17 protein-coding genes and 1 pseudogene are annotated in these 24,989 nt (G+C 40.0%); 8 read left to right on the top strand and 10 right to left on the bottom strand.

All coding sequences use genetic code 11. From position 1 onward, the window contains the following. Positions 1 to 78: 78 nt before the first annotated feature. Together cobN and ASL19_RS11400 are read left to right on the top strand one after the other, a co-directional pair. Entirely contained in the window at positions 79 to 3,882 is a 3,804-nt protein-coding gene (gene cobN / locus ASL19_RS11405) for a cobaltochelatase subunit CobN (protein WP_057178438.1), read from the top strand. A gap of 99 nt (positions 3,883 to 3,981) precedes the next feature. Continuing rightward, a complete protein-coding gene (locus tag ASL19_RS11400) occupies positions 3,982 to 4,437 on the top strand; it encodes a Fur family transcriptional regulator (protein WP_057178437.1) in 456 nt (151 codons plus the stop codon). 70 nt (positions 4,438 to 4,507) lie between these two features. On the opposite strand, the gene sigC is transcribed toward ASL19_RS11400, so the two are convergent. The 5 genes from sigC to ASL19_RS18830 form a co-directional block, all read right to left on the bottom strand. Continuing rightward, positions 4,508 to 5,806, bottom strand: coding sequence for an RNA polymerase sigma factor SigC (gene sigC, locus ASL19_RS11395; RefSeq protein WP_235528988.1), 1,299 nt, complete (start codon positions 5,804 to 5,806; stop codon positions 4,508 to 4,510). A gap of 534 nt (positions 5,807 to 6,340) precedes the next feature. Continuing rightward, complete coding sequence (locus tag ASL19_RS11390) at positions 6,341 to 7,282, bottom strand: NAD(P)H-dependent glycerol-3-phosphate dehydrogenase (RefSeq protein WP_057178436.1); 942 nt, start codon at positions 7,280 to 7,282, stop codon at positions 6,341 to 6,343. 3 nt (positions 7,283 to 7,285) lie between these two features. Then, a complete protein-coding gene (gene lipA / locus ASL19_RS11385; RefSeq protein WP_006277048.1) occupies positions 7,286 to 8,155 on the bottom strand; it encodes a lipoyl synthase in 870 nt (289 codons plus the stop codon). A 125-nt stretch (positions 8,156 to 8,280) separates the two neighbouring features. Then, on the bottom strand, positions 8,281 to 9,969 hold the full coding sequence (gene ilvD / locus ASL19_RS11380) for a dihydroxy-acid dehydratase (RefSeq protein WP_057178452.1): 1,689 nt from the start codon (positions 9,967 to 9,969) through the stop codon (positions 8,281 to 8,283). 94 nt (positions 9,970 to 10,063) lie between these two features. Continuing rightward, entirely contained in the window at positions 10,064 to 10,198 is a 135-nt protein-coding gene (locus ASL19_RS18830; RefSeq protein WP_255356459.1) for a hypothetical protein, read from the bottom strand. Positions 10,199 to 10,411: 213 nt separating this feature from the next. Between ASL19_RS18830 and ASL19_RS11375 the strand changes: the two genes are divergently transcribed. Continuing rightward, positions 10,412 to 10,981 (top strand): HPF/RaiA family ribosome-associated protein, encoded by a 570-nt coding sequence (locus ASL19_RS11375; protein WP_057178435.1) that lies wholly within the window; start codon positions 10,412 to 10,414, stop codon positions 10,979 to 10,981. Positions 10,982 to 11,022: 41 nt separating this feature from the next. Here ASL19_RS11375 and ASL19_RS11370 read toward each other — a convergent pair whose 3' ends face one another. Continuing rightward, on the bottom strand, positions 11,023 to 12,003 hold the full coding sequence (locus tag ASL19_RS11370) for a YafY family protein (RefSeq protein ID WP_235528987.1): 981 nt from the start codon (positions 12,001 to 12,003) through the stop codon (positions 11,023 to 11,025). Between the two features lie 342 nt (positions 12,004 to 12,345). Here ASL19_RS11370 and cas7d point away from each other — a divergent pair, with 342 nt between their 5' ends. The 3 genes from cas7d to cas6 are packed head-to-tail and all read left to right on the top strand — an operon-like array spanning position 12,346 to position 14,800. Further along, positions 12,346 to 13,326, top strand: a complete 981-nt coding sequence (gene cas7d / locus ASL19_RS11365) for a type I-D CRISPR-associated protein Cas7/Csc2 (protein WP_057178434.1) — start codon at positions 12,346 to 12,348, stop codon at positions 13,324 to 13,326. Between the two features lie 18 nt (positions 13,327 to 13,344). After that, positions 13,345 to 14,013, top strand: a complete 669-nt coding sequence (gene cas5d, locus ASL19_RS11360) for a type I-D CRISPR-associated protein Cas5/Csc1 (RefSeq protein ID WP_057178433.1) — start codon at positions 13,345 to 13,347, stop codon at positions 14,011 to 14,013. Between the two features lie 4 nt (positions 14,014 to 14,017). Continuing rightward, a complete protein-coding gene (cas6, locus tag ASL19_RS11355) occupies positions 14,018 to 14,800 on the top strand; it encodes a CRISPR system precrRNA processing endoribonuclease RAMP protein Cas6 (protein ID WP_057178432.1) in 783 nt (260 codons plus the stop codon). Positions 14,801 to 14,836: 36 nt separating this feature from the next. Here cas6 and ASL19_RS11350 read toward each other — a convergent pair whose 3' ends face one another. Next, positions 14,837 to 15,796, bottom strand: a complete 960-nt coding sequence (locus ASL19_RS11350) for an N-acetylmuramoyl-L-alanine amidase (protein WP_057178431.1) — start codon at positions 15,794 to 15,796, stop codon at positions 14,837 to 14,839. A gap of 129 nt (positions 15,797 to 15,925) precedes the next feature. Between ASL19_RS11350 and bchH the strand changes: the two genes are divergently transcribed. Beyond that, positions 15,926 to 19,597: a magnesium chelatase subunit H gene (bchH, locus tag ASL19_RS11345; RefSeq protein ID WP_057178430.1), complete on the top strand. Its 3,672-nt coding sequence runs from the start codon at positions 15,926 to 15,928 to the stop codon at positions 19,595 to 19,597. Here bchH and ASL19_RS11340 read toward each other — a convergent pair. From ASL19_RS11340 to ruvA, 3 genes are read right to left on the bottom strand one after another with little or no spacing between them, the layout of a single operon-like run. Further along, positions 19,594 to 21,015 (bottom strand): aldehyde dehydrogenase family protein, encoded by a 1,422-nt coding sequence (locus ASL19_RS11340; RefSeq protein WP_057178429.1) that lies wholly within the window; start codon positions 21,013 to 21,015, stop codon positions 19,594 to 19,596. The genes bchH and ASL19_RS11340 overlap by 4 nt on opposite strands. Before the next feature lie 3 nt (positions 21,016 to 21,018). Further along, entirely contained in the window at positions 21,019 to 22,185 is a 1,167-nt protein-coding gene (gene bioF / locus ASL19_RS11335; protein ID WP_057178428.1) for an 8-amino-7-oxononanoate synthase, read from the bottom strand. Between the two features lie 22 nt (positions 22,186 to 22,207). Then, entirely contained in the window at positions 22,208 to 22,852 is a 645-nt protein-coding gene (gene ruvA, locus ASL19_RS11330; protein ID WP_006276467.1) for a Holliday junction branch migration protein RuvA, read from the bottom strand. A 252-nt stretch (positions 22,853 to 23,104) separates the two neighbouring features. Between ruvA and ASL19_RS17605 the strand changes: the two are divergent. After that, positions 23,105 to 24,989, top strand: a pseudogene (locus tag ASL19_RS17605) (esterase-like activity of phytase family protein); the annotation flags it as partial.

The raw sequence follows: 24,989 nt of genomic DNA, 5'->3' as shown, positions 1-24,989 counted from the left end.
GTTAATCCCAAGTTAGTCCTGGTAATCAGTAAAAGTGTTCAGGTTTAAGAGTGTTCGGGGGAAATTCATTAAAGAATTATGCATCGTATCAATGCCACACCGGGTGGGTGGAACGAATCAGAAAGTTTGATATTTCTGGAACAAACCCCAGCCCCTTTTATATTTATCACTGCTGCTGACACAGATATACAAACCCTAGCCACAACAGTGCCAAAATTGCCCGTTCAATTTCCCCAGATGAGAGTTGCCAATCTGCTGCAATTACAGCAACAGATGACCATAGACACTTACGCTGAAGAAGTGTTGGAACTTGCTCAGGTAATAGTTTTACGTCTACTAGGAGGGGGTTCCTATTGGGCTTATGGTTTGGAGGTAGTACAAGAAATTGTAGCCACCAACTGCACTAGTCTTATTGTAATGCCAGGAGACGACGCTCTTGATCTGGATTTAATATCTAAGTCTACTGTTTCTGAAAAAATTGTTCGTCAGGTGTGGGAGTATTTTCAAGAAGGTGGCACGGAAAACTTTCTGAATGGTTTGTTATTTGTCTGTGATAATTGTCTCTCCACTGGATTTCACCCAGCACCACCACAAGCTGTCCCCAGGGTAGGACTATATGAACCCGCAAAACCGGAAAGTAGTAAATCCCTGGATGAGTTAGATTTTTCCCAATTACCCAGAGTAGGTATTTTATTCTATCGCGCTCATTATTTGGCAGGTAATGTTCGTGTAATTGATGCTTTGTGTCATGCTCTAGTGAGAAAAAATCTGCATCCAGTCCCGGTTTTTGTTTCTTCCTTGCGGGAACCGGGTGTGAGCGAACAATTAGTCCACCTATTCCAATCTTGCGAGAATCACCATATTGATTTATTACTCAACACCACGAGTTTTTCCTTAGCACGTTTGGAGACAGAAACACCCCAGGTTGAACTTTGGCAAAAATTGGATGTTCCAGTTTTTCAGGTCATCCTCTCTGGTGGTCCCCTAGAACAATGGACATCCCAACTGCAAGGTTTGACCCCCCGGGACATGGCTATGAATGTGGCCTTACCAGAGGTAGATGGCAGAATTATTACTAGAGCTGTATCTTTTAAAACTTTACAAACTCGCAATTCCAGTTTAGAAACCGATGTGGTGGTTTATGAACCTGTGGGCGATCGCATTAATTTTGTGGTAGATTTGGCGGCAAATTGGCTGAGATTACGGCGCAAAATGCCCTCAGAAAGGCGTGTAGCTATAATTTTGGCAAATTACCCTAACACCAATGGCAGATTGGCTAATGGGGTAGGTTTAGATAGTCCTGCTAGTTGTATAGAAATTCTCTTAGCTTTAGAGAGTGCGGGTTATGATGTGAGTGCCATACCCAAAAACGGTGATGAACTAATCAAAGTTCTTACCGCTGGGGTGACCAATGATCCGGAAGGTCGGGATTGGAAGCATGTAAATCAATCTGTTTCCTTTGAAGAATATACAAGATATTTTAATACATTACCCAGATCCGTTCAGGAAGAAGTTCTCAAGCGTTGGGGGAATTGGGAGGTGATGAATTCCGGGGAATCAAGGGGGATATCAGTTTGTGGAGTGAGTTTTGGCCATGTATTTGTGGGGATTCAACCCGCACGAGGTTATGAACAAGACCCCAGTTTAAATTATCATGCGCCAGATTTAGAACCTACCCATAATTATTTAGCGTTTTATTATTGGGTCAGGGAAGTGTTTAAGTGTGATGCCATTATTCACCTAGGAAAACACGGCAATTTAGAATGGTTACCCGGTAAAAGTGTGGCCCTATCAAATAGCTGTTATCCTGAAGTAGCTTTTGGAGCAACACCCCACTTTTACCCTTTTATTGTCAATGATCCCGGAGAGGGTTCCCAGGCTAAACGTCGCTCTCAAGCGGTGATTATTGACCATTTAACCCCACCCATGACCCGTGCGGAATTATACGGTTCCCTACAAAAGGTAGAAAATTTAATCGATGAGTATTATGAAGCAGAAACCTTAGATCCTTCCCGACTACCCACATTAAGACAGCGTATTCAAGAGTTAGTGATCCAAGAACATCTTTACCAAGATTTAGGGATCAAAGACGAAAAAGATATCCTTAACTTTGAATCTGCCATTTTAAACTCTTTAGATGGTTATCTGTGTGAACTTAAAGAAGCACAAATCCGTGACGGGTTACACATTTTTGGACAAGTTCCCCAGGGGAGACAATTAAGAGACTTAATAGTGGCGATCGCCCGGATTCCCAACCGTCATTCTCCGGGAATCACCCGTGCTATAGCTCAAGACTGGGGATTAAATATTGACCCGTTAACAGCAAAATATGGTGACATATTTCATCCACCATCAACTCCGTTACCCAATTGGGTTTCCAGGGAGATGGAAATAAAGTCCTGTCGCACCCAGGGCGATGTGGTAGAATTTCTGGAGGAACAAGCTGCTTTTCTGGTCACTCAAATTATAGAAAATCAGTTACATGGAACCAACACTAGCCAAGACGAGTCCTCAACTCAACAAGTTGTGAACTGGATAGAATCAAAACTACTTCCAGCTCTAGAAAAGACCACCGAAGAAATAGGTAATTTACTGCGGGGATTAGATGGTAAGTACGTCCCCAGCGCTGCATCTGGATCACCTACTAGAGGGAGACCAGAAGTGCTACCTACAGGTAGGAATTTTTATGCTGTGGATATTCGAGCTATCCCCACAGAAACAGCTTGGGATGTAGGTAGAAAAGCGGCGGAAAACTTGATTGAAACCTATACTCAAGAACAGGGGGAATATCCCAAAACTCTAGGTTTATCAGTGTGGGGAACTTCCACCATGAGAACCGGAGGTGATGACATTGCTGAGGCCTTAGCCCTATTGGGCGTACAACCTATTTGGGATGGTGCAGCAAGAAGGGTTATAGACTTTGAAATCTTACCCCTGTCCATTTTAGGTCGTCCCCGCGTGGATGTTACTTTGAGAATTTCTGGCTTTTTCCGGGATGCTTTCCCCAATTTAATCGACCTATTCTCTCGAGCAGTGGTAGCAGTGGCAAATTTGGATGAACCACCAGAGGAAAATCCCCTAGTAACTGCTGTGCGACAAGATATTGACCTGTGGACCCAGCAGGGATTAAGTTTAGAAGTGGCTACAGAAAAATCTCTTTATCGTGTTTTTGGTTCCCAACCAGGAACCTATGGTACGGGAATTCAAGGTTTAATAGCCTCTCAAAATTGGCAAAGTGACCAAGATTTAGCTCAGGCCTATATTAATTGGAGTTCTCATCCCTACTTGGGAACTGTGGAGTCACCATCTTCAGTTGCTAACACTGAAATTTTTGTAGAACGTTTAAAGCAAATGCAAATCGTTTTACACAATCAAGATAATCGAGAACACGATTTACTTGATTCTGATGACTATTATCAATTTCAAGGAGGTTTAACCGCAGCAGTTCGTTCTATTCAGGGTAAAAACCCAGAAACCTATTTTGGAGATCATGCCAATACGAACCAACCAAAAGTCCGCAAACTGAAAGAGGAAATTGCCAGGGTTTATCGCTCCCGGGTTATTAACCCCAAGTGGATTGAAGGGGTAATGCGCCATGGTTATAAGGGTGCTTTTGAAATAGCAGCAACAGTGGACTTTTTATTCGGTTATGATGCTACCACTCAATGTGTAGAAGACTACATGTATACAGGAATTTTTGACAGTTACTTACAAGATACAAAAGTTTGTGAATTCATTCGAGAAAAGAATCCTTGGGCCTTGCGTGATATAGCTGAAAGGTTATTAGAAGCACACCAAAGGAGATTATGGCAAAATGTCAGTCTAGAAACCTTAGAGACCTTGAGAAACCTGGTACATGAGGCGGAGTCCCTGGTAGAATGAACTATCTTGATAAATATTGTCAATAGGTCTCGACTATTGCAAATCAGTCCTGGGGTTTGTTATATTGTCAATTAGCAGGCTTTGTTGAGAATATTTAGTATGACTGTCTACACAACTGGTTCGCTTAAGGCAGAACTAAACGATCGAGGCTGGCGTTTAACTCCTCAAAGGGAAACAATTCTACATATTTTTCAAGAATTACCCCAGGGTGAACATTTAAGCGCAGAGGATCTTCATTATCGCCTAGAAAATGAGGGTGAAAGCATAAGTCTATCCACTGTCTACAGGACACTCAAGTTGATGGCTAGACTGGGAATTCTGCGGGAATTAGAACTAGGTGAGGGGCATAAGCACTATGAATTAAATCAGCCCTATCCCCATCATCACCATCACCTAATCTGTGTGAAATGTAATGCTACGATTGAGTTCAAAAACGAATCTATTTTGAAAATAGGTACAAAAACAGCACAGAAAGAAGGTTATCAACTCTTGGACTGTCAGTTAACTATCCATGCTGTTTGTCCTCGGTGTCAGCGAGCATTAATGCCACTTTAGATGAGGACAAAAAACAAAGAATTAAAGCTCCCTTACCCAGGTGGTTTGGGAACCTTAATCTTAGTATTGTCTAACTTAGAGACTCTAAATAATCACGAACTAAATTGCGCCGTTTAGGTTGACGGAGCTTCTGCAAAGCCTTAGATTCAATTTGTCTGACCCTTTCGCGGGAAAGTTCCAGAGCACGCCCTATTTCAGCCAGGGAGTAACTGTGCCCATCAGCTAAACCAAATCTCATCAAAATTACTTCCCGTTCTCTTGTGGTTAGGTCTGATAGCAAATGGTGTATATCTTTTTGTAAAGACTCTCGCATCAAGGTTTCTTCTGGAGTAATAGTGTCTGTTTCCAGGAGTTCTCCTAATTCTGTGTCTTTATCCTTACCAACCTTGGTTTCTAGGGAGACAGAACGAGGAACGCGCAACAATACTTCCCGAACTTGGTTAGGGGTCATATCCAGTTCTAGGGCCAAATCTTCTAAAGTCGGTGTTCTTCCCTTTTCCTGTGCTATTTTGCGCTGTGCTTTTTTGATTTTATTGAGTTTTTCTGTAATGTGAACAGGAAGACGAATAGTGCGACTAGATGTGGCAATTGCTCTTGTAATCCCTTGGCGGATCCACCAGTAAGCATAGGTGCTAAAACGATAGCCCTTGGTGGGATCAAATTTTTCCACTGCTCTCTCCAGACCCAAAGTTCCTTCTTGCACCAGGTCCAATAGTTCTAAACCACGATTCTGATACTTTTTGGCGACGGATACTACCAGGCGCAAATTCGCCTTAATCATGTGTTCCTTGGCCTGTATTCCCTGGGACTGAATCTGGTCTAATTCTTCCACTGTCAACTGGGTAATTTCCGCCCAGCGCCTTTTTCCTTCCGATAATGTAGGTTTGAGATCCGCCAGTTTGATCCCAGCGGTACTAGCCCACCTTTCTAAGGAAGGACGATGTCCTAATTCAGAGACCAAACGCTCTTGTACTTGAATTAATTGTAGGTAGGGAACGACTAGAGCATCACCTTGTTTAGCTGCATTGGCTAGTAATAATCTGATTTTCAGATGTCGCTGCACTTTTTGTGCTTCTCCAACTTCTTCGTCTCTTCCTAATAATCTGACTTTGCCAATTTCTTGTAGATACACTCTTACTAGGTCAGTGCTGCGACGGTTGTTCCCTACTAGGTTTTGAGGGTCAACAGCAGCTATTTCTATATCTTCTTCCTGTTCTATGTCTTGTAGGTCATCTAAGGACAGCTCCTCCGATAGATCCCCCCCATCAGTATTGACATCACCTACATTAATAAGGTCTAACTCAGGTAATGTCAGATGAGACTGTTGGGGATTGTATTCCACTTCTGTATCTAGCGATATGGCTAACATAACTTTTTTATTGCTCCAGGTAACAATGAGGGTCAGCTAAAATTACGGTCTATGAGTTGTACTAATCTAGAAGTCATCTGTTGGGAATTGGCCATAATGGCAAACAGAAAGATGAAGACCCTTACCCAAAATCATTACTCCTCACTGTCAGGTCTCAACTCTTCCTAATCTTATGCTTGAACAAAACTGTGATAAACCGTAACAAATTATACTTTAGTTGCTTTTAAGGTATGCAATTCGAGATAAGTTATCTTCAGCAAGTATTTTCTGGGAATCTGGCTAAGTGGTTTTATTAACTCAGCGGGAGGATATTTCCAGTGATTTTGCTGTGGATAAACTACATGGTTACATTTACATGACCGGAAAAGTCTTTTCCTGACAATTTAACAATTTCTTCCGGTAATTTTTGGGAGATAAGAGGGGGTGAAAAAAAGGTCAAAATTGTTGTTCATTGTCATGATTAGGGTGATTTGACGGACGGTCTGGGATTAACTTTACCTTTTGTAGTGTGTTTTGGGGTGGGGGGTAAAAACCCTATTCGTGATACTCGGACTTCATACCTCTTAACATCAGTTCTTCTAATGCTTGTTGAGGGGTGATTAGGCTTTCTAATAAACGATAAACTTGTTGGGTGATGGGCATAGGAATACTTTGTTCTCGAGATAGATGCATCAAGACGTAGCAGGTATTCACCCCTTCCGCTGTTCCAGGTAGATTGGCAAGAATTTCCGCCAGTGTTTTTCCACGGGCCAATTGATAACCAACCTGGTAATTACGACTTAGAGGGCTATTACAAGTTGCTAACAAGTCCCCTAGACCGGATAAACCATAAAAAGTTTCCGTTTTCGCACCAAAAATTGCTCCAATGCGAATTATTTCCGCTAAGCCACGAGTTACTAAGGCTGCTTTAGCGTTAGTTCCTAGGTTCAGTCCGTCACAAATCCCAGCTGCGATCGCCATGACGTTTTTGAGCGTTCCACCTAGTTCCACACCTACCGGGTCAGGGTTAGTATACACACGAAATCGACTAGATGAAAAGACTTGTTGCACGACTTGAGCTGCCATATTGTTTTTGCTAGCTACCACGGTAGCAGCAGGCAATTCTTGAGCAATTTCTTGGGATAAATTAGGCCCTGAGAGTACGACTATAGAATGATTAGGAAATTCTGTTTGCCAAATTTGGGAGGGTGTACAAGTGGTTTCTGGATCTAGACCTTTAGTAGCTGTGACAAATATAGTGTGGGGAGAGACAGGAAAGGACTTAACTAGTGAAGCCACTTCACGAACACCCTTCATAGAAACAGCGGATAAGACCATATCAACATTATTGATAAGATGACCTAAATGCTGGGATCCATGACGCGACCATACGGTCACTTGATTGCCATTCACACGAGCTAATTTTGCCAGAGTTGTTCCCCAAGCACCTGCACCTAAAATAAGGATAGATTTAAATTTTTTTTCATTAACTAGCATAACTTATCTTGGAAAAAGCGTCCTCAACTCTCTGACCTGTTCCGCATGATAGGAGCTTCTGGTCAAAGGGGAAGAAACAACTTGTAGAAACCCCAGTTGCTGACCATAAACTTGCCAGGTAGCAAATTGTTCAGGGGTAATAAATTCAGAGACTGGGAGATGTTTTGGACTAGGTTGGAGATATTGACCGATAGTCAAAATGTCGCAACCGACCGTTCGCAAATCCTGCATAACTTGACGAACTTCCTCATCTGTTTCACCCAGACCCACCATAATACCAGATTTAGTATAGGTTGTGGGTGAAATTTGGCGGGAGCGTTGTAATAATTCCATTGTCCGTTGATAATCTCCCTGGGGACGCACTCTCCGATACAGTCTTGGCACCGTCTCCGTGTTGTGATTTAGCACTTCTGGCACTGATTGTAGCAGACTTTCCAGAGCTTGCCAATTTCCGCATAAATCAGGAATTAAAATCTCTATTGTAGTATTAGGACATACCTCTCGTACAGAATTAATACAGTTGACAAACTGGGATGCACCACCATCGGGTAAATCATCTCTATTTACGGAGGTAATTACCAGATGGTTGAGCTGCATTCTGCGCGCAGCTTCTGCTAGTCTTGAGGGTTCAGTGGGATCCAAGGATTTAGGTTTTTTGTCAAAATCAATGTCACAATAAGGACAAGCTCTGGTGCAAGCAGGACCCATAATTAAAAATGTGGCGGTTCCAGCGTTGAAGCATTCCCCAATATTGGGACAGGAGGCCTCCTCGCAAACCGTATTCAGGGACAAATCCCGCAAGATCTCTTTGATGTTACCTACACGTTGCCACTGGGGTGCTTTTACCCGCAACCACTCTGGTTTTACTGCCACAATTGTCTCTAATGATCTAATTTGTACAAGTATTATCTTAACATCAATTGCTTGAACCTGCCAAGCAATTGATTCTCATTTTTGGTCGAATCTTGCTAGTAAGGTCAGTTGTAACTCTAACTAACCTAATTAAACAAGTCAAAATCAGTAATCGCACCAATGCTACTAGAAGCTACCAGTTTGGCATACTTTGCTAATACGCCTTTACTATAACGAGGTGGAAGAGGTTGCCAACTAGCTCGACGTTGGGCTAGTTCCTCATCCGACACATTTACCTGTAATAGTCTAGCATTCGCATCAATAGTAATACTATCACCCTCTTTCACCAAGGCAATATTTCCACCCACAGCTGCTTCTGGAGCAACATGACCAACTACCATGCCATAAGTACCACCAGAAAATCTGCCATCGGTAATTAAACCCACTGAATCACCTAAACCTGCACCGATAATCGCTGATGTAGGAGCAAGCATTTCCCTCATTCCCGGTCCGCCTTTGGGTCCTTCATAACGGATAATAATCACATCTCCGGCTTGGATTTTACCAGATAAAATAGCATCTAAACAGGCTTCTTCCGATTCAAATACCCTTGCAGGTCCAGTAATTGCCGGGTTTTTTACCCCTGTAATTTTAGCCACTGCGCCTTCCTTAGCCAGATTACCTTTGAGGATAGCTAGGTGTCCTTGGGGGTACATGGGGTTATGCCAAGGACGAATTACATCTTGCTGGGGATTTGGTTCATCAGGTATTTGTGCTAAAACTTCCTTTATGGTTTGTCCTGATATAGTTAGACAATCACCATGGAGGAGACCATGAACCAAAAGCATTTTCATGACTTGGGGAATACCACCAGCTTTGTGTAGGTCTGTAGCCACGTATTTACCACTGGGTTTTAAATCACATAAAACTGGAACCCGACCCCGAATGGTTTCAAAATCATCTAGGGTAAGTTCTACACCAGCAGCGCGAGCAATAGCCAGAAAATGTAATACTGCATTTGTTGAGCCACCCACTGCCATAATTACGGAAATAGCATTTTCTATAGATTGGCGGGTAATAATCTGTCTGGGTAATATTTGTTTACGAATAGCTTCTACCAGTACAGAAGCAGATTCTGCCGTACTGTCTGCTTTTTCTTCATCTTCAGCAGCCATAGTCGAAGAGTAGGGTAAACTCATACCCATAGCTTCAAATGCTGAAGACATGGTATTAGCTGTGTACATTCCCCCGCAAGAACCAGCACCAGGACAAGCGCGACGTTCTACTTCTAAAAGCTCTCGCTCATCAATTTTACCCGCACTGTACTGTCCTACCGCTTCAAAAGAGCTAACAACAGTTAAATCCTTGCCATTATAGTGTCCGGGTTTAATAGTGCCACCATAGACAAAAATTGCAGGTATATTCATGCGAGCGATCGCCAGCATGGCACCTGGCATATTTTTGTCACAGCCACCAATAGCTATTACCCCGTCCATGCTTTGTCCGCTACAGGCAGTTTCTATAGAATCAGCAATTACCTCCCGGGAGACCAGAGAGTATTTCATACCTTCCGTTCCCATAGAGATGCCATCACTGATAGTAATAGTACCGAAAATTTGAGGCATAGCACCAGCATTTTTAACAGCCAATTCTGCCCTTTGTGCCAGCTGATTAATTCCCATATTACAAGGTGTAATAGTGCTATAAGCATTAGCAATACCGACAATAGCCTTGTTAAAATCCCCATCTTGGAAGCCAACAGCTCGCAACATAGCGCGGTTAGGTGATCGTTGTACTCCTTGAGTAACTACTTGACTTTTTAAATTATCTACCATTTGATTATTCCTAATGATATGATTGTGATCATCACCGAAAAATTCCAGTCGTACTGACATTAGGGTATGTTAGCATTTTAGGAGTGATAATAGACTAACCATTACCAATGATAGATATAGTTTTTCCCGGAGAGGTAAGTAGGGAGGGACGATTATTTATAGGATGGGTTACCCTACCGCTAACCCATGGGGGCGTTGGGTTTCGTTCCTCAACCCAACCTACGTTCATGTTTAATTCCACTTACCCTATTTATTTATCTTTACATAGTTTGGTCTTTTAACGCCAACTTACTTACTTAAAAGTCGGATCTTTGAATTACCCATTTAAATTAGGATCTCCATTTGAGTAGAGAAGAAATGGTAAAGATTCCTTCCTGGGTATGATTGAAATCATACTAAGTAGCTCTATAGTGGGTGTTTGACATATTAGGATAATAAAAGTATGAAGATTGCACCAGAAATCACCTATCGTAACCTAGATAAATCCCAGGTAATTGATAAATTGGTTCGGGAGAAAATAGCCAAATTGGAAAATATTTGTAATTACATTAATAGCTGTCATATTGCCATAGAAAAAAGCCATGATCGTCCTCGGAGTGGTTCTCCCTATCGGGTAAGAATTGATCTAACTGTTCCTCCTGGTCATGAACTAGTAGCAGAAAAAAATCCTGGTGAGAGTATTCGATATGAACCTCTGGATGCAGTAATTAGACAAACTTTTGATGCCATGGTTCATCAACTATCTAAACTTACCCAAATGCAACGTGCCAGTGAGCAATATGATAGAGATGAAGAAACACGGGAGAGTAGAGGTTTCATCACAAAACTATTTAAAGAAGATGGATATGGATTTTTACAAGCCCTAGATGGGAGGGAAATATACTTTCATAAAAATAGTGTTTTACATCAAGATTTTAATCAATTAAAACTAGGTGCTTGTGTTCATTTTTCCCAAGAAGAAGGAGAGCAAGGACCACAAGCAACAACTATTCAATTAGTTGATAAACGTTGAAATTTTAGAGATTGCAAATGGGGAATAGGAAATATGGCTTATTACCTACTTCCCGTGACCTGATATTGATAATTACTATGTGCCTTATTTAAACTTTCCATCACTATTTTTACTAACCAATCTGGTTGTAGAACTCTAGCATTAGCGCCATATTGTAAAATTCTTTGCTGAAACCAGAAAATACAATCTTCTTGTGTTTCAATATCAACATGCTCTATCTTATCAGGAGGAGAAATAATTTTTTCATAGGGACGACGCGGTTTATAATTGGCTAAATTCCCTGTCAGACGATATTGAATTTTCAAAGTGGGAAATTTGGTGTAAGTCCAAGGTATTTGGGAAGAAGAACCCACCCTAGTAATACGGTCTACCCTTAAAGTGCAATTCTGCTCTGGATTAGGTGTTTTGTGAATGTGTTGACCAACAAAACTCGGAACTATACTAAATAAATAAAGGACTCCGTTATGCAGTCTTAATTCCGACTTGTCTAAGTCCCACTGTTTGTCATTACCATTTCTGCTTCTATACCAAACAACAAATCGACGCTTTTTCCCAATCCGATTTTGTAGATCCTGTACTATTTCCTGAATCTTATCTTCACTATAATTCGTAGGTGGGTGAAAATCCGTTGTCAGTTTGTGGGATATGCGATTTTCCGAGTTAGCAATTCTGTAAATATGTCCCGCCTCCGCAGAAAACCCCAGACTTGCTAGTAATTCACATGCCATAGCTAAAGCTTGTCGTTGTTCTTCTGTTATAATTACGGGGAAATCTGATGTCACCAATTTATATGGTTGGTTTGGCGCTGATTTAATTTCAAAACCACAACCCCTCAACTTAGTTACGGTGCGGGTGATCTTTTGTCCTAGATCCCCATCTGCAAAACCCCGTTCCCCTAGCAATAACATTAATTCTGATTTTTTTCGGGACTTTTGTGCGAGGAGTCTCAATATTTCTAGTGCGAATCCTATTTGATTCCATGGACTAGCATTATTTGATGACATCTTGACTGGGATAGACAATGTTTAATTCAGCAATAATTATACATCTTAATTTCAGGATTTATTACCACTTGTTTTTAAAAAGTATTTTTGTGTGTTAAACAAAGTTTTGATTTGATGATGTCAATTAACATCATTTTTCTAATCTATAAACCCAAAAATTTTTGAGATGTGGTCATTTTTTGATAACAACTCCCAATCAGGAAGTATTAGATTAGTTGCATCAAGTAAATACCTAGAGTAAACACTTACCCTAAAATGAAAATTTATTTACTGCTCCTATACTCGAAACTAGAGGAAAAGTAGGAGTTTGCGAGATATTTGCATGTTTGCAAAATCAAAAAGCACTAAGGATCCAAAAAGATGAGTTTTTTAGACAGTTTTTTACACAGTATCAAACCAGAATTTCCCACAGCTTTACCCCGTTTAGCATCTGGTAAATATGTCCATTTTGTAATGTTGCGTCACAGTCAATGCTTTCCTATATTACAACCCGATGGAGTGTTAAGCACAGTACGAACACGAGCAGGAATACAAACTAGTGATATGATTAATAGACTAGTAATGTTGAAGCATCAACAAACCACATCAGCAAGATTAGCAGGAAGGAAACTATTGTGTTCCCTTGGTTTAGCTAGTGATAACCCCAAGGATAAAGATAAATTTTGTAATGGTGAAAACTGCTGTAAAAAATGCCCAGATTGTATTATTTACGGATTTGCTGGTAATGAAAGTGGAATAGAGCTGGCAAAAGTCTACTCAGACTCATCTTTTTCTCTCGGTGACGAATCAAATGATGTTATTACCGAAATTACCTTTCCTACCCTAGAAACCTTGTGTGATCCTACTTTTGAGAGTTTTTTATATGTTTTGGGCAATTTATTGCATAACCCCCCTCATATAGGGCGGGAATTAACAATTAGTAAAATGTCCAATCATGTAATTGGCATTGTATTTTGTGATGGTGAAATATTCAGTAATCTTCATTTTACCCAAGCATTATATGATATTTTTAAATCAGATCTTAATACTTCCTTGGTGGACTTAATTACCAAAGCTACGGAAGTAAGCAATAATCTGTTAAATCAAGAACCGGTACGCAAGACTAGGATAATTACAGGATCACAGTTAACAGACCTACTAACAGAAGTTTCCATCCTTTATCAAGATGAGACTAAATTAAAAACTGTGATGACCACACTTTGTCAACAGACAAAAATTTATGCTCAAATCTATGGTGATTCTTGGTCTTCAAGAGGCAAAGAAATTATCCCCAGTCTACCTTTTAGAAAAAGAAATTTTATTAGTCTAGATAGTAGCAACTATCAATTAGTTAACCTCTAGTAAACCTCAATTAAATTTATGATGATTTATCAATGTGATTTAAAATTACATGATAATGTATTTCTTGCCAATCGTGAAATTGGTAACCTGTATGAAACCGAGAAATATCTGCACAATTGGGCATTGAGTTTTGCTTTTTTTGAAACAGATTATATTCCTCGTTCTTACCGTCTCCTGGGTAAAGTAGTTCCAGAACTTACTTATTTAGATACCAATCAAGAGCAAAGTCTTTTTCATCTAAATCAAGCTGGAATTTATGTCTTTCCTGCTTTACCAATTAGCTGGTCATATCAAGTTAACACCGTTGCCCAAATTCCTTGCTATCATGAGTATAGCAATGTCAAAGAATTAGCGGTAGGTAGTCACTTTAAAACCTATATTTTTGCTCCCCATGAAATTACAATTCCCCACTGGATTAGACTGGGTAAATGGTCAGCAAAAATTAAAGTTGAAACCAGTATTATCTCAGACTTCAAACAAAAATCTGGAGAATATGTTAGTAAACATCCTTTAAACCCCATAGATTTATCTCGAACCACCAAATTATTACTTTATAATAGGATTTTTATGTCACCCTCCAGCTTGTTAAGCCAAGCACAATTAATGGGAGATTATTATCAATTACCAGACCAAACTTGCTTACCTAAGAGAGTGGGTTATGGTGCAAGCACAGGGATATTGATCTAAGAATATGGTTTTACAAAGTTTAATTATTGAACTGGGCGCTGCAAGTGAAAAACCCATTCCTACAAGACTAAATGAGGCAATTTATGCTCAATTTATCGACTGGTTAAGCATAGGGAATTCCTATCTAGCTGAATCAGTTTCCAATAGTCAAGAATCATCATTTAGTTTATCTGGACTCATTGGGTATCGGCGTAAAGATGGGACAAGACTAGGGGATAGATTTTTGATTCGTATTTCTCTGTTAAATGGTAATTTAATACAACCCTTGTTACAAGGCATAGAAATGTATCAAACTCCATCTATTTATTTGGATAATTTTCCCTTTATCATTCGCGGTATTTATACTGTACCTAATTCTCATAATTTAGTCAATATTTCTAACTATGAAAGTTTGGCAAATATTGCTAATTTTAATTCTGAGATCGTGCTAAATTTTATTTCTCCCACTAGTTTACAGCATCATCGCAATATTCAACCTTTTCCCTTACCAGACTTGGTATTTAACACCCTACTACATCGTTGGAACTATTTTGCACCCCCAGAGCTACATTTTTCTTCTATTCAATGGCAAAGTTTAGCTTTAGCTTTTGATTTAAAAACCCAGTTTTTAAAAATTAACAGCTCCATAGAAACCCGTAGAGAAATAGGTTGTGTGGGTTGGGTTAAATATTTTTTTCCAGATCTGCAACAAGCTCGTATAGCGAATATTTTAGCCAAATTCGCCCTTTTTTCCGGTATTGGTCGCAAAACAACCATGGGCATGGGAGAAGTGAGAATTATTACCTGATTAGTATAGCACTTATCAGGTAACTTCTACCAAGCTCTACCCTATTAACTTAGTCCAAGTTGCAGGACCAATAATCCCATCAGCGGTTAAACCATTCTGCTGTTGAAATCTCTTAATTGCTGCTTCTGTTTGTCTACCATAAATACCATCGGGCGTTGTACCCACACGATATTGTAAATATCTCATGATTGGTCCACTAGTTTGATTCCCCTGAACTGTTCGTTTTGCCAATATCTGATTGATGGCATCCCAGGTAGTTTGAGTTGCCATTCCTGTAGGAATAATACCCACAACTCTTTGAAACTTTTCTACTGCAGAACTTGTCGCAGGTCCTGTAAAGTTATCTTCCGTCAGTGGTCGATTATTTCTATCAGTAATTTTTAGTTGATTGAGCGCTTTTTGTAGCCTCAAAATACTAGTATCCTTATTCTCCTTAGTATCCTTATCACCAGTTACATCTTCCACTGGTTTCACAGGAGTGGTTGGTAGTTTGCCAGTTAACCCTTTAACAATAGCATTAGCCATTGCTTCCCCGTCATACAGCTGCATGTCTTTAGCTGAATCTACAAAGCAACATTCTATGAGAACACTTGTCATATTAGTGTTTCTCAGTACATATAAATGAGATCCATTTTTAACGCCACGGTTAAAAAACCCTAAACTAACAATTTCATTCACTATGGATTGGGCAATTTTTCTTCCCGCATCACTTCCAGCAAGTACTTCTGTGCCATTTGCTTTTCCATTAAAGGCATTAAAATGAATAGAAGCAAAAACATCAACTCTATTACGGTTGGCAATATCACAACGTCTACCCAGAGACTGACTCACAGAAGAAGCGCTATCGGGTTTGCAAGGTATCACCTGATGACCTAAACCTCTTAACTTAGAGATAACTTTATTGCCCACTTCCATGGTTAATTTGTCTTCCGACCTAATACCTGCAGCTCCGGTGTCTGGAGGGCAATTATGACCTATATCAATGCCAAATTTCATGAATTATGATAAGATTCGTGGTTCAACTAATCCAATATAACTCACTCCCATGATAGATATTCTCCCGAAACCAGCTAAGAATGTTTAAGATCAAGGTAAATATTTAATAAATCTAAGAGTTTGGATAGCATGAAACGGATTGTCTTAATTGCTGGGTTTGAATCTTTTAATGCCGACTTATACAGAAAAGCAGCTCTTTTGGCTAGTTCTCGCTGTTCTGACCTAGATATTCATGTGTTTAGCGATCGCAATATTAGTACAAACCAAGAAGAGATTAAAAATGCACTTAAAAATGCCGATGTATTTTTTGGCAGTTTAATCTTTGATTATGATCAGGTTTTGTGGTTAAGGGAGCATATTCGTCATATTCCCATCCGACTAATTTTTGAGTCAGCGTTAGAATTAATGAGTTTGACCCAAATAGGTAAGTTCTCCATAGGTGACAAACCTGCGGGGATGCCAAAACCGATTAAGTTCATCCTGGATAAATTCAGCAATGGTAAAGAAGAAGACAAACTTGCTGGTTATATTAGTTTCCTCAAGCTGGGGCCCAAACTATTAAAATTTGTCCCAGTACAAAAAGTTCAAGACCTGCGCAACTGGTTAATCATCTACGGTTACTGGAATGCGGGTGGGAAAGAAAATGTAGCAGCTTTATTTTGGATCCTGGCGGAAAAATATTTAGGTTTGAAAGTGGAGAATATTCCCGAACCTATAGAAACACCTAACATGGGTTTATTACACCCAGACTACCCAGGTTTTTTTCTGTCACCGAGAGCATATTTAGAATGGTATGGGGGAGATGGTCACATCCAAGGAAAACCCGTTGTTGCCATATTACTATATAGAAAGCACGTTATTACTAAACAAAATTATATTCCTCAACTAATTAAAAAATTTGAAAGTTCAGGTTTAATACCCCTACCTATTTTCATTAACGGTGTAGAAGGTCATGTGGCGGTTCGTGATTGGCTGACAACGGATTATGAAAGTCAAGAGAGACAAAAGGGAAATATAGAAACACCCTCACTATCCATCGAAGCAGTAAAAGTTGATATCCTAGTTTCCACCATTGGGTTTCCCCTAGTGGGTGGACCAGCTGGTTCCATGGAAGCGGGAAGACAAGTAGAAGTGGCTAAACGCATTCTTATGGCTAAGAACATTCCCTACATTGTGGCTGCACCCCTACTAATTCAAGATATTTACTCTTGGACTCGTCAAGGAATTGGAGGTTTACAAAGTGTAGTTTTGTATGCCTTACCGGAACTAGATGGAGCAATTGATACAGTTCCCCTAGGTGGACTAGTGGGGGAAAATATATACTTAGTACCTGAGCGAGTGCAAAGATTAATTGATAGGGTGATCAACTGGGTTGCTCTAGGTCGAAAACCAACATCAGCGAGAAAAATTGCCATTATTCTTTATGGTTTTCCTCCCGGTTATGGTGCGGTGGGAACTGCTGCATTATTAAATGTTCCTCGCAGTTTGATTAAACTACTTCATGCACTCAAAGAACAGGGTTATACAGTGGGTGAAATTCCCCAAGATGGGGAAGAGTTAATTAGACAAGTAAAAGTGGTGGATGAAGAATTGGAAACCTGGGAAAAAAATAAACCCTTCCCCACTAAAACTAATACGGTGAATGTCAAAACCTTAGAAAAGTGGTTAGGTTATCTTCGCACTTCCCGAATTGAAAAACAATGGCAATCTTTGACCGGTGCAGGGATTAAAACCTATGGAGATGAATTACATATTGGTGGTGTGCAATTAGGAAATATTTGGATTGGCATTCAACCACCTTTAGGGATTCAAGGGGATCCCATGCGGTTAATGTTTGAAAGAGACCTAACTCCCCATCCCCAATATGCAGCTTATTATAAATGGTTACAAAATGAATTTCAAGCGGATGCAGTGGTGCATTTTGGTATGCATGGTACGGTGGAATGGTTACCAGGTTCTCCTTTAGGGAATACGGGTTATTCTTGGTCAGATATTCTTTTAGGAAATTTACCCAATTTATATATCTATGCTGCTAATAATCCCTCTGAATCAATTTTGGCTAAACGTCGTGGTTATGGGGTATTGATTTCTCATAATGTGCCACCTTATGGTCGAGCAGGTCTATATAAGGAATTAGTAAGTTTACGAGATCTCATCGCTGAATATCGAGAAGACCCACAAAAAAACTATGTTTTAAAAGACGGAATTTGCAAGAAAATTGTTGATACAGGTTTGGATATTGATTGTCCTTTCGATGATGCCAAAAAATTGGGAATTCCTTTTACACCAGAAAATGTCAAAATGTTTAGTGTTCATGCTTTTGAACATTATTTAGTGAAGTTATATGAGTACCTACAGGTATTGGAAAACCGTCTGTTTTCTTCCGGATTGCACACTTTAGGTGAACCACCTAATGAGGAGGAACTAACCGGTTACTTGAACGCCTATTTTGGGGAAGGAACTGAACTACAAAAAGAATCCCAAAAATCCCAAGAAAATCTAATTATAGATTTATTAAACCAGTCCACCGATGAATTAACCAACTTATTACGAGGATTAAATGGTGAGTATATTCCCCCTGCACCCGGTGGAGACTTGTTGAGAGATGGTCCGGGTGTATTACCTACGGGGAGAAATATTCATGCTTTAGATCCCTATAGAATGCCTTCCCCCGCTGCTTATGAGCGAGGTAGGGAAATTGCTCGCAAAATCCTTGACCAGCACTTACAAGAACATCACTCCTATCCAGAAACTGTAGCAGTTTTATTATGGGGTTTAGATGCAATTAAAACCAAGGGTGAATCCCTAGGGATTTTGTTAGAGTTGGTAGGTGCTGAACCAGTGAAGGAAGGAACAGGAAGAATTGTCAGATACGATTTAAAACCCCTAGAAACTGTGGGACATCCTAGAATTGATGTGCTGGGTAATCTATCGGGTATTTTCCGCGATAGCTTTGTGAATATTATTGAACTGTTGGATGATTTATTTCTGCGAGCAGCAGAAATTGATGAACCTCAAGAGTGGAATTTTATTAGAAAACATGCTTTGCTTTTACAAGCACAGGGAGTAGAAAATCCATCAGCTAGATTATTTTCTAACCCCTCCGGTGATTTCGGTTCTTTGGTTAATGACCGAGTAGTTGATGGTAATTGGGATAGTGGTGATGAATTGGGCAAAACCTGGGAGAGTCGCAATGTTTTTAGTTATGGTCGTCAAGATAAAGGACAAGCTAGACCAGAGGTATTACAAACCTTATTAAAGACAAGCGATCGCATAGTCCAGGAAATAGACTCTGTAGAGTATGGTTTAACCGATATTCAAGAATATTATGCCAATACGGGGGGTTTGAAAAAAGCTGCAGAGCAGCAAAGTGGAAAGCGAGTGACAGCTAGTTTCGTGGAGAGTTTTTCTAAAGACACCACACCCAGGAATTTAGATGATTTATTAAGAATGGAGTACAGAACTAAGTTATTAAATCCTAAATGGGCTAACTCCATGGCCAATCAAGGTTCGGGAGGTGCTTTTGAAATTTCCCAGCGGATGACAGCTTTAATTGGATGGGGGGGAACAGTGGATTTTAGAGACCATTGGGTTTATGAACAAGCAGCAGACACCTATGCTTTAGATCAGGAAATGGCGGAAAAATTGCGTCAAGCTAACCCGGAAGCATTTAGGAATATTGTCAGCAGGATGTTAGAAGCACATGGTCGAGGTTTGTGGAATGCGGATGAAAATAGACTAAATCAACTGCGTCAGTTGTATGAGTTGACTGATGAACAGTTGGAGGGTGTGGGAGTTTAAATAGACTGTTCTGTATTAAACCACCAAGGATCGTTAAGATTATTAGTTTTTATTAAGAAAGCCTTGGTTTGGAGGAACTTTTTAAAAACTGAGTTACCCATGCGAGACCCTCCTAAACCAGAAAATTTTAGGGGATGATTTTCCCCCTCTTGCATAATAGCTGTTAGACCTGCGTCATTAATACTAATGGCGCCCACATCTAATTCCATACCAATTTCTACCGCTAATTCTTCTGATTCAGCAAATATGGCAGCATTCAATCCATAAATAGAATCATTAGCCAAATTCACTGCTTCTGCAACTGTGGAAAAGCTCATGATGGGCATAATTGGACCAAAGGTTTGTTCCATCATTATTTTCATGGAATGATCTACTTGGGTAAGGACTGTAGGTTTACACCACCAAGTACCCTCCATCTCTTCAACTTTGCCTCCACAATGAATTACTGCTCCCTTTTTTATTGCATCTTGTAGGTGGTTATTGATAATTTTGGCCTGATTTTCAGACATAATTGGTCCTATTTCTCCACTTTTAATGTCAGGATAGGCCAATTTTAATTGATGGGATTTAGTGATTAGTAAGTGATAAAACTCTTCATATATAGATTCCGCAACGTAAATTCTTTCAATTGATGAACCACCCCTATTCATAACTGCTGACCATAAAATTGCAGAAGCTGCTAAATCTAAATTGGCAGATTCTAAAATAATGGCTGGATCTTTCCCTCCTAATTCTAAAAAAGCTGGAATAAAATTCCTAGCAGCATTTTGAGCAACTAATCTCCCCGTTTGTAAACTACCTCGAAAACAAATTAGATCTACTTCATCTATTAAAATTGCCCCTGTCTCTGGTCCACCTTCAATACAGGTTAATACATCCTTTAGTTTATTAATTTTATTGATGATAGTCATGAGATTGCCAAAAAACCGTGGTGTTAGTTCACTAGGTTTGATAATTACGCTACAACCCGCTAACAGAGCAGGAATAGCATCAACTGTTGATGTCAATAAAGGAAAATGACTGGGACTTATGATCCCAACTAGTCTGTAGGGAGCTAGTTGTTGTCTTAAACTAATAAAGGAAAGCGATGTATTTTTGGCCGTTGACTGTAACAGTTGAGGAGCTAAATTACACCATTTATCAATGTTATTTAAGAAAATATCTATCTCCAATGTTGATGTTCCTAATCTCCCTGTATCACTAACTAAAGCATTTTTTAATAGACTATACTCGCATACTATAGCTTCTCGAAATTGCTTTATAGTTTCTATTCTTGCTTCAACACCAATTTCCTGCCAAGAGATTTGTCCCCTACGCAGTCTATGACATTGCTGGGAAAGCAGTTTTGTTGGTGGGGGAACAATCACATAATCAAATTTACCTGTGCGGGGGTTACGCACTTCTATTGGTGTTATCATCAGTTAGGATATCCGTTGCAAACTATCCACTAGCTTATCAATCTGCTCTCTGTTATGGGTTGCCATTATTGTGATTCTGATCCGACTTGTGGGAACAGTGGGAGGACGAATAGCTGGAGCAAAAATCCCTTCTTCTCTTAGGTATTTTCCTACCTGCAATGCTGTTGCAGCATCAGGTAGCTCAAAACATAATATGGGGGACTGGGTTGGTAATATTTTCAGTTTCCCTAGGTTCTCTTTCACCACTGTTTGTAAATAATTAACATTCTCCCATAATCTTTTTCTTCGTTCCGGTTCTTTTTGCACTATATTTATTCCCGCAAGTGCAGCAGCGGTGTCTGCTGGTGACAGAGCTGTACTATAAATCCAACTGGGAGCCCGATTTCTAAGAAAGTCAATCAATGCGCTACTCCCCGCAGCATAACCTCCTAAACTCCCCAGTGCTTTACTTAATGTGCCAATTTGAATTAATTCCCTACCCGTACAATTAAAATGCTCTACACACCCAGCACCACTTTTACCCATTACCCCAGTTGCATGTGCTTCATCTATCAGTAACATACTGTTGAATTGTTCAGCTAAATCTAACAAGTTTGGTAAGGGACACAAATCCCCATCCATGCTAAACACACTATCTGTGACTATTAAACAACGACGGTATTTTTGCCGCTCCTCCTGTAGTTTCTTTCCTAAAACTGTCATGTCACAGTGGGGATATTCTATCACGGTTCCCCCACTCAAAATCCCTCCATTTTTTAAACTGGAATGATTGTACTGATCGGAAAATATGATATCTCTTTTCCCTACCAATGCGGTGATTGTACCTATATTAGCTAAGTAACCCGAACTGAATACCAGAGCATCTTCTGTCTGTTTGGTAGATGCGATCGCCTGCTCTAATTCCCTGTGTAATTGACGATCTCCAGTGAGCAATCGGGAACCAGTGCTTCCCGTACCAAACTGACGAATGGCTTCTATAGCAGACATTTTGAGATTATCATCAGCAGCTAATCCCAAATAATCATTACTGGCAAAATTGATCATCTTTTGCCCGGATAGGAGCACAACTGCACCCGGGGGACTGTTAATAGTTTGTACAGAACGATACCAGTCAGCCCGATGAATAGTATTTAATGATTCCTCTATCCAACTGTAAGGATTATTTTTCATTAGCTTAGGTGATATGGGAAAGTTAAGAGTTGCTCACAGTCTCATTGCTACTAAGATGAGCGATCGCCTGTTTAATCCAGTCCTCGGGGTAGGAATTTTTAGGCAAACCGATATCTTCACTGATAACATGGAGAGCATGACTAACTTCGTGAGGAGTATAACCCAAGGCAAAAAGTGTCATTTGCACCTCTTCTAAAATAGCTGGTGGTGGACCACCAGTAGCAACGAAAAACCCTGCTGACTTGCGCCATTCCACCAATTTACCCTTGAGTTCCAAACACAGACGCTCTGCGGTTTTTTTACCCACTCCCGGGGTTTGAACTAGCATAGTAGTATTACCGGAAATAATTGCTTGAACTAGTTCTGGTAATTCTAAAGTGTCTATGAGAGCGATCGCCATAGCTGTACCAATACCAGTTACAGAAAGTAGATGTCGAAATAAGTCTCTTTCTGCTGGAGAAGAAAAGCCATAGAGTATAGGTAGTTCTTCTCGTATTTGGTAATGGGTAAAAATATGGGCTACATCACCGTTATTAGTTAACTGATTAGCCAAACGCTGTGGTATGTAGACATCATAGCCAATACCATTGACTTCCAAAGTCAGGATCCAGCGATTGGGACTACCAGTTTGCACTCCAGCAACAATACCTTTGAGATAGCTGATCATTTGATAAATTCCAAGAATACCCCATTATAGTCCCATCCAAAAATTTGCCTTGATTTTCCGGGTTGATTGTGGTCTTTTTTTGAATTTTACCTAGTCTCGTGCGCATCTTAACCGCTCATTAATCATTAATTAACCTAATTAAGATAATTTTTTTTCTAGGACGATTATTTAATTGTTGCCCATAAAAACAGCGTGACACATCAGGTTTAATCAGCAAAAAGTCAGTTATAGAGAGTAAGAAAAATGACAACACCAAAATTAACAAGTTATGAATTTAAAAATCTGCCATCATTGGGAACCACAACTACAAACCAGAATATACTTTTAGGGGGATTTTCTGGACTGTATTTCCAGGGGGTAGCAAATAATGGCAACCTAAAATTTGTCACCCATACAGACAGGGGTCCCAATGGTGAGCCAACAGGACAAAACAGACCTTTTCTATTACCCAACTTTCAACCAGAGATAGTCAGTTTTGAACTGGATAAGGCCAGCGGGGAAATTAACATTACCAGTAGAACTAAGCTATTTCGTGCGGATGGTAAAACTCCACTGACAGGACTGCCAAACGTACAAGCTGGTGCAGGTAATACAGCTTACACTGACGAGATTGGTGTTGATTTAAATGGTACAGTTTTACCTAATGATCCTTTAGGTGCTGACTTAGAAGGGATTGTAGTTGCGGATAATGGTGATTATTGGATGGTAGATGAATACCGTCCAGCAATTTATCGTTTTAATAGAAATGGTATACTGGTAAGTCGATTTATTCCCCAGGGAACTGCATCCAAGTCAAACCAACCTGTGGGAACTTTTGGCACAGAAGTGTTACCAGAAGTTTATGCTCAAAGACGCAATAACCGAGGGTTTGAAGCGGTAGCTTTAGCAGGTAACAAACTATATGCTTTTATTCAAACGCCAATTGATAATCCGGACAGCACGGGGGATACAACTTCCAGAGGTTCCCGCAATTTGCGAATTTTAGAATTTGACATAGTTAGCGAAAAGGTAACTGGTGAATATCTTTACCTGTTGGATGATATTACGGGAGCTGGTAATGCTAAGACTGATAAAATTGGAGACGCGGTTTTCTTGGGTGGTTTTAGGTTTGCAGTAGTGGAAAGAGATGATAGAAGTGATACAACATCAAACAAACTGATCTATCAGATTGACCTAACTGGTGCAACGAATATTAATGACACTGGTAAACTCGCCTTACCCCAGGGTAAAACCATTGAACAGTTAACCCCAGCAGAATTAGGCCCTGCTGGTATTATTCCTGTGAATAAGAGTTTGATAGTTAATGCGGCACAAATTGGCTATACAGGCGTGGAAAAATTAGAGGGTTTAGCCCTAGTTTCAGCCAATACCCTAGCTATAGTTAATGACAATGACTTCATTACCACAATTCCTGAGAAATTAGGAATAATTGAATTACCTAATAATCTGGTGGAAGTAATTGGCACTGCTAACAAGGATGAGTTATTTGTCAAAAAAGGTGAATATGTACTTGGACTTGATGGAGACGATATATTAGATGCCAGTGATGGTTTAGGAAACAACGTCCTGGATGGTGGTGCAGGAAACGATCAACTTTATGCAGGAAGGTCAGATACCTTAATTGGTGGTGCTGGAAATGACCAATTATATGTGGTGGAGGGTAATAACAACACACTTTATGGTGGTGCTGGGAATGATCAATTATATGTAGCGGAGGGTAACAATAACACACTTTATGGTGAAGACGGAGATGATAACCTCTATATCATAGAGGGTGGTAATAATACCTTGAGTGGTGGTGGTGGAGCTGACAAGTTCTATATTGTTAATGGTGCAATTCCCACTGTTCCTAGTCGGGTTCTAGATTTCACTCGTGGGAATGATAAGGTGATAATTTCTGGTATTAGCCAGATTAAAAGTTTTGATAACCTCATCTTAGACCAGAATGGAGATGACACCATTATCAAAACGAAAGATTTGATAGATGGATCTCAAAAGATACTGGGTATTTTGAAAGCGGTCCTTGCCAATACCTTGACAGCGGATGACTTTAGAATTACGGTCAATGTCACGGATGCGGATGACACCGCCCCCGTTGTAAACGCCAACCAAACCTTCTCCTATGCAGAAGGAAAAA

The sequence above is a fragment of the Cylindrospermopsis sp. CR12 genome (assembly GCF_001432185.1).
In the GTDB taxonomy this organism is placed as follows: Bacteria; Cyanobacteriota; Cyanobacteriia; order Cyanobacteriales; family Nostocaceae; genus Raphidiopsis; species Raphidiopsis raciborskii.
Note: the sequence above shows the minus strand (reverse complement) of the source record. Positions and strands in the feature narration are given on the sequence as shown.